Source organism: Vibrio sp. 10N.261.51.C6 (assembly GCF_041471785.1).
Classification (GTDB): Bacteria; Pseudomonadota; Gammaproteobacteria; order Enterobacterales; family Vibrionaceae; genus Vibrio; species Vibrio crassostreae_C.
Genome location: NZ_JBFRPB010000109.1, coordinates 1 through 12,487, shown reverse-complemented (window position 1 = coordinate 12,487; position 12,487 = coordinate 1). Strand labels below are relative to the sequence as shown.

Here is a 12,487-nt window from a genome sequence, read left to right as displayed (position 1 = left end):
TCTTAAGTGAACGGCATTACTCCCGAGGGAGCCTTTGATTATGTTTCTAGTGACTATTCGCTTATGTTTTTATTTTAAAATGCTTCTTCGAGCGTTTGTTCATTCTTTTTTTCTGTCTGTTTTTCAACGGTTTCAACCTCTTTCAAGCGCGCAGTGAAGTGTCTTAACACCGGCGGCTCGTAGGTAAAATCGAGCCCTTTCACTTTGCTTGCGTTCTCTTTCACTTTTTCGAACGCTTCAATAATGAAATCCATATGGGTTTGCGTATAAGTGGCACGTGGAATGGTTAAGCGTAATAATTCTGCAGGACATGGATGTTGCTCGCCCGTTGCAGGGTCACGACCTTGCAGTAAAGAACCAATTTCAACCGCTCTAATACCTGCCACTTTATACAGTTCACACGCCAAAGCATGCGCCGGGAATTGGCCTGCTGGAATATGAGGAAGCAGTTTACCCGCATCGACAAACGCTGCATGACCGCCTGCTTGTTGGCATACGATACCTATCGCTTCTAAGCCATCGACTAAGTACTGAACCTGACCAATACGATATTCCAACCAGTCTTGACGCATGCCGTCATAAAGGCCAACCGCAAGACGCTCCATCGCGCCACCTTCTAAGCCACCATAGGTTGGGAAGCCCTCTTGCACCACACACAAGGTTCGACACTCTGTGTACACATCCATGAAAGCGTCGTCTTTAAAGCACAACAAGCCGCCCATTTGCACCATGGCATCTTTCTTGGCAGACATAGCTAAACCATCCGCGTATTTGTAAGACTCACGCGTGATCTGTTCGATTGTCCAATCCTGATAACCCGCTTCACGTTGTTGAATGAAGTAGGCATTTTCTGCGTAGCGTGCCGAGTCCATGATCACAGGAATATCGTACTTCTGAGCGATTTCATACACGGCTTTTAGATTGGCGATAGACACTGGCTGTCCACCAGCAGAGTTACAAGTAATGGTGCTCACAATGTAGGGAACATTGGCTGCGCCCGCTTCTAAGATCGCTTCTTCCAGCTTCACCACATCGAAGTTGCCTTTGAAATCCGCGTTCACTGAGGTATCGAACGCTTCTTTGGTATAAACGTTCTTCGCCACACAGCAATTCACTTGGGTGTGGCCTTGTGTTGTATCGAAGAAGTAGTTCGACAAGGCGACCATTTTGCTGCGATCGAGCCCTTTCTCCATTTCACGCTTCTTAATAAGAACCGGAATGTAGATCTGCTCTGCACCGCGTCCTTGGTGTGTTGGAATCGTCAACTCGTAACCGAAGATATCCTTAACCGCATTCGACAATGCGTAGTAACTGCGGCTACCACTGTAAGCTTCATCACCCATTAACATCGCGGCTTGCATACGCTGAGTGATAGATCCTGTTCCGCTGTCTGTCAGTAAGTCGATAAACACATCATCACTGTCGAGCAAAAATGGGTTCATGCCCGCGTCGACAATGGCTTGTTCACGATAGGCGCGAGTTGTTCTTTTTACTGGCTCTACAACACGAATACGAAACGGTTCTGGTAGATGTTTGAAGTTTTCCATAATAATACCTTTCAATACATTCCGATCAGATCGAAATGTATTTTCTTTAGATGTCACGAGTCCTCACTATTAAATTAATAGTTCCGTATAAAGATACACAGAAAATTAACAGTGAAAATAAACAAATTAAATAATGACTTATTAATCAAACCTAAACAGAGGCTAAGATAATTAGCGAGAACGACAAAACAACGAATATTCTGCACGAAATAATAAGTGCGACATTCATGCGTTCAAAGGTTATCAAAGCTGCTGATAGGTAAACAAAGCACGCTGCTTTGCTGGCGTGTGACGCCTAGAGGGTACTACTCTGAAGAAAGGCGGAACGAGAGCTGGTGATCTAAGGTATACCAAGCTAACAAGGTTAGCCATGTTGTTGATTGCCATTTCAGATACATGTTCACAATATATCCCTACGTTGAAATCAAGATAATCCGAAATTTAAATATAGTGTAATTGTTTTATAAATACAGCTTAGAAAAGTATAAATGTGATCAACATTTAGAATGATAATTAAATACGATAGCATGTTATATAAACTGTGAATCACAGCCGTTTATATACTATTAAACTAGTTCAGCGAGTTACTTAATAATATCAAATCTCTTTTGAAATCAACACCTCTCTAATAAGGGGCGAAGATAGCTGTTTTCTAAAAAAGCCATCATCTAATAAAGCCAAGATCCAAAACTCGCCGATCTAGAAAAGATAAATTCTGATGAGGCTCAAACCTCACCAGAACCGTATTCGCAGTGAATGACTTACTTCTTCTTCACGGCTTGCTTGATGGCCATTTCAGCCAGTTTTGGTGTCGCCGCTTTCAATACGCTGGGTGCCACCTTCTTACCCACTTTGACTGCTTTATTCAGTTGGCCTTTAACCGACGAGCCTCTTTTCATGGCTTCTAAACGTTGGCGGTTTCTCTGAACGTTATTTGCGTCAGCGATACGCTCTATCAACGTCTGCCTTAAAGTATCTAAACCAAACTGTACCTTTTCTGGCGCAATCGCCAGCGGTAACACGATATCGGTTTGCAGCAATATATGATTGTATTCGAGCGCTTGAGCAATGATCTTTGCTTTGGTCGATGTTGGATTCTCTAAGTCATACGGTGGTTGCCAATCGTCTACAGGCTTTAATCGGTCTACCTGATTCACAACCGACACCACAATCGGCTTCTTGCGTGAGATGTTCTTAGGATCGTCATAGAAAGCATCAAATCTATCTTTCAATTGCTTATCCAAATCACGCGCAGATTGATTGGCTTTAAGCACCCATAGCACCACATCCGCTTGGGTCATCTCTTTCAGCATTAAGGCTTCGGTTTTAGGATTGCCATCAAGCCCCTGAAGATCAACAACGCGAACATCATTGTCGTCGACAAACGCGTTGTAAACCGTTGAAGTGTCGGTTGATGGCAGTACATCCACTTCGGCAACCAGCTCTTGCTTAAGGGCATTAATCAGTGAAGATTTACCAGAGCTCGTTTGCCCCACCAGCACGATTCGCACGGGCTCTAACTCTGGAGCAAAGCGTTGTTCGTCGAGTTCAGACACATCGGACGCTTTCAATGCTTCATCTTCAATGCTGAAACGTCCGCTATAGAGATCAATCGCCACCGCCGCAACTTCATCTAACAAGGCTTGTTTGGCGGCGTATTGCATGTCATCAACCACACCCCTTGTCATCGTTGCTGTCGCTTGTTCTCGTCCTAAATCAGAAATCACCTTGAGTGGATTCAAATACAAGTTTTTAAGGTGGTTACCCCAAATAGCCGCTTTGAAGATCTTCTGTCCTAGCTCACCGTATTTATCGTAGGCTTCGTAGCCCGCTTTGATGTAAGAAACCTTGAGATACTCAATGCCGGGGATATGCTCTCGCACTACCAATTTGTAGCGTCGGCTGACCTCTTCGAACAGCTTTAGTCCTTCAGGAATCGAAAAATCGAGTGATTTCTTATCAAACTTTTTCGCAACAAATTCAAGTACCTCTAAACCGGTTTGGTCTAGGTTACCCCACTCTATGTCGACCATTAATTGTTGGCGTACATGGTATTTTGAATCATTCCAGATCGACAGCTCTTTTTGAGACCAATCAGCCGAAGCCTTAACCAATGCATCGTTGATATCAGCTTTTTTATGCTGTGATTCAGCTTCAGCAGTATCCTCGCCAAGGCCGCCACTCTCTTTATTCGAGAAAGACTCTTTATTTGAAGAGCGGCTTGAAGAACGGCTAGAAATGAATAAAGGAATGGTGAACACCAAGGTACTCACGGCAATGGCAATCGACATTTCGAGTAGATAACCGTATTTGATCGCCAAGAAGACACCAAAACCCATCATGATAATGCTTGGGAAGATCGCCGAAATCAGGGCAATGCCCCAGCGTCCGCTCGATAGCACCGCCAGTAATCGAAATAGGTTTCTAATTTTCTTCATAACCCGACGCCGCCTTTCCTTTTTTCAGAGATTCTTTGTAGATCTTCTGCATCTCTTGTTCAGACACTTCTTCACCTTTGTTCTTATGATAGAAGTAAAAACAAGCCGCGCGACCTAAACCATAAGAGGTGCCGAAACTCATTGCCGCTGCAGCCACCGCACCTACCGTTTGACCATAAACTGGAATCAGCTTTATCAACTGTCGAGTGCCCAGCTTCATTCCGTATTGCAAAGCAAAGCTGCTTCCCAGAGTGCCTATCAACTCACTAAAGACTCTCTTATTCCATTCGACCCCATATTGATTGGCCAAGCTGTGAAGCATTTTAGCTTGAATCGCAGGTACCGACACCAAACCAACACCCGGAATCAGGTCACTCGCTGCGGCACTTCCTGCATACCAAAGCACTTCGTTTTCTACTTGATCAAAGTTGGCTTCTTCTTGCGTGGAATGTTCTTTGTCTTGCACCATCATTCCTATCACCGGAAGAATACTGCTCAGCTTTTCTAACAAGATGTCATAGTTGTAAACCGCTTCGCTGTTAGACATAGCGTTGTCATCCGTTTCGAAATCGACCGCTACCGATTCAAACTCTTTACCCCAAGCCTTCTCTACTTGTTTGGTGTTGAACTGAATTTGCCTTGCTCGATCTGGTTCACTGGAAGACAACACCGCCGTATGAACCAGCAACAAGTGTTTAATCTTCTTCTGTTTCTTAATCTGTTTTAGAGCCGTAAGCACAGCGGATTGTTCAGGTTCGTCGGCTTTCATTACAACGACTAACGCATTACCTGCCTGACCAATCTCTTCCAAATCCTCTTTCGCATCGTAATTCGCTTCGCTGAGTCCTCTGGTATCAAGAAACCTCATCACGGGTTTGTCTTGCGGAAACTCATACGACATCGCCGTCATGGTACAAGGCGCAAAACCATTGCCCACTTCTACAGAAGAGTCGCCCGTGACCGCTTGAATAAACGATGACTTGCCCGCCCCCGTTTTGCCCAACAGCCACAATGTAGGAAGATGCTTGCGCTGATATTCATGAGCCTGAGTCAAGTCTGGGTTCTTGCTCGGATTAATGAAGTCTTTTATTTGATCAAACATGTTTAGAGTAACGCTCACTTGATGTTGAGATTCGAGTTGATGACAAAGCAATACTGACTTATATAATCACAAATCATATTAAACTTATGTTTGTTCAGTCGCACAGGTTTACAATGCCTAAACGCTTGTTTTTATTTGCGCGCTCATTTTTATAGACGCTTTTTTATACGTACGGGTATCATCGTATTGATTCGGGTACCTAACGAACATCAACAAACACAGAGAGCTCAAAGAGAAGTATGGAACAAATTTATTTAGCTGGCGGCTGCTTGTGGGGTGTACAAGAATTTATTAAGTACGTTCCTGGTGTTATCAGCACAGAAGCAGGCCGTGCTAATGGAAGCGCCCAGCCAACAGAGAACAAAACGACACAAAGCGACGGTAGACAAAGCGATTACAATGGCTACGCGGAGTGCGTACAAATTGAATTTGATCCAAACATCACGTCAGTCACGATTTTGATGGAACACTTGTTTGAGATTATCGACCCTTACAGCTTGAATAAACAAGGTGTCGATGTCGGAGAGAAATACCGCACAGGTGTATACAGCACTAATGCAGAACACTTAACCGAAGCTAAGCACTATGTTGCCTCTCGTGACGACGCCGACCGTATCGCACTCGAGATATTGCCATTGACCAATTATGTTGCCAGCGACGACATCCACCAGCATCATTTGAGCCTATTTCCTGAAGATCATCACTTATGCCATATCCCTTGGGATCTGCTGCATAAGTATAAATCACAGTAGTCACGACGTAAGATCGAGATAGTCACAACCTAAGATCGATAAAGCCTCAACAGACATTATCTGTTGAGGCTTTTTAAGTGTTAATGGTCAAGACAGCTATCGTGAATTGATTTGATAGCTCAAACCATTAAGCATTAGCCATTAAGTAATGACCCATAGCCAATAACTTACTTAGTCGTATTCTCAAGCACGTAGTCCGGACCCGCTGTTTCAGCCGTCACGACCGCAAGTTTAGACACGTCTGCACCTTCGCCTTGATAAGCGTTGATACCGTTCTCAACCGTCATTTTTGGCAGTTCAACCGAATAGCTTTCAATCAACCCAGAATCCGTTACTTGACCTACGTAAGTTTCGTCTGTGTAGGTTGCGCCGACTAATGGGTAATCTTGCGTTGCACGCACACTTACAAACTCAGGAGATTGCGAGTTATCAACCACGTTGTGTTTGAACGCCACATCAACGCCCGCATAAATGCCTTCCACTTCTGCGTTGTCAAACAAACTTACACGGTGGCTTTGGTTGCCGTAAACAATGCCCCACTCAGTGTCGACTAGAGAGTTATTCTCGATGGTGATGTTTTTCGGTGTCCACTGCTTGTTCAGCTCTTTGCCTTTCACCGATTGATCTAGCTGCTCACCATTCGCTACGTCGATAATACCTGTGTTAATAACAATGCCGCCACGTAGGTCAGCGTTGCCTTCGATCAAACCATCGCGGCCTCGAGTGTTTGCAATGTAGTTATTGCGAATCACATGATCTTCATCGTAGATACGGACGCCGCCGGTTAGGCGCTTTCCATTGCCAAGAATCATGTTGTTCTCAACCGTGTTGCCTTTTCCGTGACGCAGTGAAATAAGCGCGGTGCTTTGGAAAATAGTATTACCTGAGATCGTGTTGTCGCCCGACTTAATCGAGATAAGCTCACGCTCACCATCCATATCGATCATCAGGTTGTTCACGAACTTAGAACTTGAATCCCACTGTGAAGCTTTAGAATCACCAATACGGATCGCTTCCCAGCTGTTGCCGTTGTAACGAATCGCTTCTTTGATATCGAATTCATTGAATTGGTTAGGCTTTTGATCCATGAAGATATTATTTGCGATCAGGTGGTTGTCGGCTGTGTCATCTTTTTGTACACCGATCAAAGTGCCGCGTTTTTGCTTACCTTCGAAACGGTTGTTGATGACTTTGCCATCTTTACCCCATAGAGAAACCCATAGGTACTTTGGATACTCAGAACGACGCTCGTCTGGCTCGTACGTGTAATCATGGTTGAAGTAGTAGAATGTTGAGTTTTGCAGCGTGTTGCCATTACCCATCATACGTACTGCACCAAAGCGTTCGTTAGGACCGCCCTCAGTAAATACCAAGCCATCAAGCGTGATGTCATCGCCTTTCAGTTCAAACTGAATCAAACCAGTGATCCACGCAGAGCCTGCTTGCTCAGCCTTGATAGTGATGTCATTCGCCGTGATCGTCACTTGACCTAAGTTCGCGTATTTACCGGCAGGGATAACCACTTCGTCGCCATCTTTTAGGTTTTCAAATTGTGCTTTAAGCGCAGCCACTTGCTCTTCCGAAGCAACGGCTAAAGTGTCGCCATCTACCTCTGTTAAGCGGTCACTGCTCAATAGGTAACTACGGTCAATTTCGCTAACAGCAGGCGTAGCTTGTTCAGCGACACTGACTACGGGTGCTGTTTTTTCTTGTGTTGTACAGCCTGTTGCAAAAGCGAGTGTGAACGCGCTAATAATGCTTACCGATAATAGTTTTTTGTTCATCGTACATCTCACATTAAAGTTTGGATTATAAAAATGACGACCACCCGTTCAGGTGGCCGTGATGTTATTTAGGATGCGTATTAAATTAGCCTTCGGCTGGAGTCACTTCGTCTTGTTGCTCGACTTTGTCATCGACTGCTTTAACAAGTAACAGACCAACAGAGAACACAATCAAGCCACACAGAACGAATACCATGCGTCCCCACATTGGGTTTGGCAGTACGAACATAGTCATTACGCCCACACCCGCTACCGCGATAAGTGAACCCAACATACGACGTTGCTTGTTATCCAGTTTCTTCTGTTCATTACTTTCAGCAACTAGTGGCGTCGCTAGGTTGTTGAAGAACTTGTCTACGTCTTTCTCACGGTGCTCAGCAAGAGGCTTGTAGAACAGTGTTGAAAGAACAAAGAAGCCAGCAGTAAATATGATGTGACCTATAAGGCCGATAGCCACTTTCAGGTCAGCCCACTCACGGCCAGTTAGTTCATTTAGACCGAACCAGTTTTGAATCATGTCCGCAGTGATAACGAAACCAACGAAGTAAGAAACCACACCACCTACAACTAGCGTGCCCCAACCTGCCCAATCCGGTGTTTTACGGATGAAGAAGCCACAGAATGCTGGAATTGTCATTGGGAAGCCGATCAATGCGCCCACGTACATCATGGTGTCGAAAAGGCTCAGACCTTTAAGAGAGTTGATGAACAGAGCAACCAAGATGATCGCGATACCGAAGAAGGTAGACGTTAGTTTAGAAACAACCATTAGCTCTTTCTCTGTCGCTTTAGGACGAAGAATCGGCTCGTAGAAGTTCTTAACGAAGATACCTGAGTTACGGTTTAGACCTGAGTCCATTGAAGACATTGTTGCTGCGAACATAGCGGCAATCAGAAGGCCAACCATACCTGCAGGCATGTATTCTTGAACGAAGTAAAGGTAAGCGAAGTCAGCGGCTTTGCTGCCAGCTTCTGGGTAAGCAGCTGCTAAATCAACACCTTGACCAGCCATGAACCAAGAAGGCATGAACCAGATGATTGGACCAAGCGTCATTAGTACACAAGCAAGCAGTGCTGCTTTACGTGCGTTGTTTGAATCTTTTGCAGCAAGGTAACGGTAAGAGTTAAGCATGTTGTTGGTAATGCTGAACTGCTTTAAGAAGATGAACACAGCCCAGATGCTGAAGATGCTCATGTAGTTAAGGTTGTCACCCGTGATGAACGAATCCGTTGGGAAGTCGCTAATGATCTGCGTAACACCGCCACCGTGGTAAATAGCAACGACTGCACATGTCACCGTTACTGCCATGATGATAACCATCTGCATAAAGTCAGATGCGATTACCGCCCAAGAGCCGCCCGTCACTGACATCACCAGTACAACCAGACCCGTTAGGACAATCGTCGTTGTCATATCAAAGCCGAAGATACCCGATGCGATGATTGCTAGACCATTCAACCAAATACCTGCAGAGATAACGCTGTTTGGCATACCAGACCAAGTAAATACTTGCTCATTCACCTTACCAAAACGCATACGAATCGCTTCAATTACCGTCACAACACGCAGTTGACGGAACTTCGGAGCGAAGTAAAGGTAGTTCATTAGGTAACCGAATGCGTTCGCGATGAAGATAATCGCTACGGCAAAGCCATCGGTAAAGGCTTTACCTGCTGCACCAGTAAATGTCCAAGCACTGAACTGGGTCATAAATGCGGTTGCACCTACCATCCACCACAGCATATTACCTCCCCCACGGAAGTAATCACTTGTCGTACTTGTAAACGTTCGAAACATCCACCCTATCGCAATTAAGAATAGGAAGTAGATGCCAACTATCAGGGTATTGAGTTCCATCGTTAGACCTTTTATTTATGTTTTTTTGTTGAGGTCACTATAAATAAATGGCAAGTATATTTGTACTACAATAATCCAAATGCGTGACAATGATCTTACAGTCTGACACTCAATTAATCATACAAGTGATCGAGTTCAAAGTTGCACCACCTAGGAGCGCAATTCCTCAAGTCAGTGCAGTTATCCGCACTAAATTTCGACCAAAACCCCGAAAAACATGAACAAAGTCTCTAAAAATCGAAGATTCATCGTTAAAAACTATTATTCTTGACGATCAAAGCTTAAAGAAGAGCAGCAAAAATATCGTTAGATATAATTTATAAAAATGAATTAAACCAACATATTTGTAGTACAAATAAGATCGATAATTTGCTTTTAAAAGTTCCCTATATTAGGCAGCCAATAATGAAAACTTGAAAACCACTATTAGATACTGACAGGGATACACGGAAGTGAAATGCTTTTAACACACCCGTTACACTTTCCCCGTCCAATAAAAAGGTGTCATTATGAAGAAATACGTTCCAATCTTAATTGCTCTTAGTACGGTATCTTCTATGAGCTATGCAGCAACACCGCGTGAAGATGCTGTTGACTACTTACAGATGCGTAAAGGCGTGGCTTACCAAGTAAACCATTCAAAACCTTTCACTGGTCAATTTGAACAGAAGTTCGATAACGGCCAAGTCGCGACCCAAGCTCAGTTTGCCGATGGCTTAGAACTTGGGCTAGAAACTAACTGGTATCCGAATGGCCAAGTCGCTTCTAAAGTGAATTACGTAAAAGGTGAACTGCAAGGCAAAGCTGAAACCTGGTATCCAAACGGACAGAAAAAAGCAGAACTCAATTATAAAGACAATGAACTATCAGGCACCGCCTCTCGCTGGTATCCCAATGGGGAACAAAGCCTGACAGCTGAATACAGCGACGGACAAAAAGATGGATTGGTAACGGACTACTACCCGAACGGTAATAAGGCCAGCCAAGCGAAGTTTGATGAAGGTGAAGTCGCGAACGGAAAACTTACTCGCTGGAATACTAACGGTGACAAAGTTGAAGAACTGACCTTTAAAGATCACAAAGTCACCTCTAAACAGGTGTGGATGCCTACAGAAAGCTAAGCCTCAAGAACAGCTCTCACGGAGCTCTTTGATATAACTAAACGCCTGCTGTTAAAGTTTGCAGCTACACGTCTGCAACTAAGAGACAAGAGAAGAGAAACGAACATTCATGTGATTAAGCGTGAATGTTCGTGGCTTTGATGCTGTAACAGACTCACTTGAGCGTGTTGTCATCAACCTAAAAGCCTATTCTTAAGCCGCGGTTTACACGCTTATTGAGCCGCACACGACTCTCTACTCAAATTTCAAATAAAAAAACGCTCATGTTGCCTGTATCAACATGAGCGCAAGGGTAGATCTTCGACTACCATCTCCTACCTTTCTAGATGAAAGCAGAAGTTATAATTAGAATAGTTGGGAGCAATAATCAAAATGCTTTCGCAAGCACTTCAACGATTTCTTCTTTGTCGCTGATGAGAACAACGGGTAACGATTCGAACCCAGTTCATTCCTATCAAGTTCATACTTATATAGCAGGCTATGTCACTACCTTGCCTACTACATTTCAAACCTTCTCTGATGAGCTTTAAATCACCTCAAGTAAATGTCTCATGTTCTTAAAGCGGTGGATTTAATCCATTTAGCTTCAAGACCACTCTTACTTATTCGGCTTCACACCGTCTGTTCATGCAATCAACACAGCAAAGTTATGTGTTGCTACAGAAAGTTAGTAAATAATAATGTATTACAAATAAAAATGATATCTAAAGGTTCAATTTTTTGCTGTAGCGCACATTTATTGATGAACAAAACTCTTCAAAACCATTATCAACAGCCAAACAAATCACTAAAAAACATCAACTTAACGAAACAACTCGATTTTGTAACCCTTTGTAAATAGTGGTTTTGTCCTAACAACACGATCAAGTTCACAGATCATCACGCCTCGGATCGCTACTATATTTGTATTATTTAAATGCAAAATAAATTTGAAATAACCAAGAAATAATTTCAAAAACAAAATGCATTTAAGACAAGAACTACTCTATTTGGCTTGTAATTATGGCCAATACTCAACCATATAAATATGGAATTAATACCATGAATAAAACTAAAATCGTGATTGCTGTGGCATCTGTACTCGCTGCTGGCTCTGTATCTGCTGCGTCTTTCGATATGAGACACGAATACAAGAGTCATACAGATCAACACGCTACTCGTGTAAAACTTGGCGATAGCATTGGCAACTTCCTTGTAGATATCGAAGCGAAATTCAAGGGAGAAGACGGTAAATTCATGGAAGATTTGAAGAACAATGGTTGGGAGCTTGGTCTAAACTACCGTCATGTACTAAACGATAACTGGACAATGACTTACGGTATGCCAATTGAAGCTCGTGAATCTGGCGTTACATACAAGCCTCAAGTTCGTGCAACATACAAAGTGGATAGCGTTGATGGCCTAAGCCTAAGTGCTCGTTACCGTTACGATATGAGACAGAACACTAGCAGCTCAGAGTATCAATTCGATGACAATGGTGATGTTATTGTTGATAGTGACGGTGTTCCAATCACGGTTGATAAAAACGTTTCTAATCAACGTCGTCACCGTCTAACGGCAAACGTTAACTACTCAATGGAAAACTGGCGCTTTGGTTTAGAGGGTAACTACTACAAAGCGGATGGCTATGACATCTACGACAACGACGATACCAACTACGAGTTGAACGCAAGCATTCGCCATATTATGGGTCAATGGGCACCATATGTAGAGTTTGGTGATGTGAGCACTTCATCAACTAAAGCGACTCGTGAACTGCGTAGCCGTGTTGGTCTAACTTACAGCTTCTAATCGATAGCTACATGAATAATCTAAGATAATTACTGTCCTAATTTTCTAAGACCTAAACAAAAGCCAGCTTAATCGCCTGTCTCTTGATCACAAG

General features: G+C 43.5%; 8 protein-coding genes. 3 read left to right on the top strand and 5 right to left on the bottom strand.

The genetic code is table 11. The annotated features are described in order from the left end of the window. Positions 1-74: 74 nt before the first annotated feature. The 3 genes from tnaA to AB4375_RS21250 form a co-directional block, all read right to left on the bottom strand. Entirely contained in the window at positions 75-1,547 is a 1,473-nt protein-coding gene (gene tnaA / locus AB4375_RS21260) for a tryptophanase (protein ID WP_372052477.1), read from the bottom strand. A gap of 761 nt (positions 1,548-2,308) precedes the next feature. Next, positions 2,309-3,985 carry a GTPase family protein gene (locus tag AB4375_RS21255; RefSeq protein WP_372052476.1) on the bottom strand — a complete coding sequence of 559 codons (1,677 nt, stop codon included), beginning with the start codon at positions 3,983-3,985 and terminating at the stop codon, positions 2,309-2,311. Further along, positions 3,972-5,087, bottom strand: a complete 1,116-nt coding sequence (locus AB4375_RS21250; protein ID WP_372052475.1) for a YcjF family protein — start codon at positions 5,085-5,087, stop codon at positions 3,972-3,974. Before AB4375_RS21250 ends, AB4375_RS21255 begins: the two co-directional genes overlap by 14 nt. Positions 5,088-5,326: 239 nt before the next feature. Here AB4375_RS21250 and AB4375_RS21245 point away from each other — a divergent pair, with 239 nt between their 5' ends. Further along, positions 5,327-5,839: a peptide-methionine (S)-S-oxide reductase gene (locus AB4375_RS21245; protein WP_372052474.1), complete on the top strand. Its 513-nt coding sequence runs from the start codon at positions 5,327-5,329 to the stop codon at positions 5,837-5,839. Between the two features lie 167 nt (positions 5,840-6,006). On the opposite strand, the gene AB4375_RS21240 is transcribed toward AB4375_RS21245, so the two are convergent. Then, a complete protein-coding gene (locus AB4375_RS21240; RefSeq protein ID WP_017069965.1) occupies positions 6,007-7,623 on the bottom strand; it encodes a polysaccharide lyase 6 family protein in 1,617 nt (538 codons plus the stop codon). Between the two features lie 85 nt (positions 7,624-7,708). Continuing rightward, positions 7,709-9,481: a sodium:solute symporter family transporter gene (locus tag AB4375_RS21235; protein ID WP_017067389.1), complete on the bottom strand. Its 1,773-nt coding sequence runs from the start codon at positions 9,479-9,481 to the stop codon at positions 7,709-7,711. A 509-nt stretch (positions 9,482-9,990) separates the two neighbouring features. Between AB4375_RS21235 and AB4375_RS21230 the strand changes: the two genes are divergently transcribed. Both AB4375_RS21230 and AB4375_RS21225 read left to right on the top strand, forming a co-directional pair. Then, positions 9,991-10,602 (top strand): toxin-antitoxin system YwqK family antitoxin, encoded by a 612-nt coding sequence (locus AB4375_RS21230; RefSeq protein ID WP_017069964.1) that lies wholly within the window; start codon positions 9,991-9,993, stop codon positions 10,600-10,602. Positions 10,603-11,643: 1,041 nt separating this feature from the next. Further along, positions 11,644-12,393, top strand: coding sequence for an oligogalacturonate-specific porin KdgM family protein (locus tag AB4375_RS21225; RefSeq protein WP_017069963.1), 750 nt, complete (start codon positions 11,644-11,646; stop codon positions 12,391-12,393). Positions 12,394-12,487 lie beyond the last annotated feature (94 nt).

Excerpts from the sequence above, each read along its gene's own strand:
- AB4375_RS21225 (WP_017069963.1), top strand. The coding sequence starts at position 11,644 with ATGAATAAAACTAAAATCGTGATTGCTGTGGCATCTGTACTCGCTGCT.
- tnaA (WP_372052477.1), bottom strand. The coding sequence starts at position 1,547 with ATGGAAAACTTCAAACATCTACCAGAACCGTTTCGTATTCGTGTTGTA.
- AB4375_RS21255 (WP_372052476.1), bottom strand. The coding sequence starts at position 3,985 with ATGAAGAAAATTAGAAACCTATTTCGATTACTGGCGGTGCTATCGAGC.
- AB4375_RS21245 (WP_372052474.1), top strand. The coding sequence starts at position 5,327 with ATGGAACAAATTTATTTAGCTGGCGGCTGCTTGTGGGGTGTACAAGAA.
- AB4375_RS21230 (WP_017069964.1), top strand. The coding sequence starts at position 9,991 with ATGAAGAAATACGTTCCAATCTTAATTGCTCTTAGTACGGTATCTTCT.
- AB4375_RS21240 (WP_017069965.1), bottom strand. The coding sequence starts at position 7,623 with ATGAACAAAAAACTATTATCGGTAAGCATTATTAGCGCGTTCACACTC.
- AB4375_RS21235 (WP_017067389.1), bottom strand. The coding sequence starts at position 9,481 with ATGGAACTCAATACCCTGATAGTTGGCATCTACTTCCTATTCTTAATT.
- AB4375_RS21250 (WP_372052475.1), bottom strand. The coding sequence starts at position 5,087 with ATGTTTGATCAAATAAAAGACTTCATTAATCCGAGCAAGAACCCAGAC.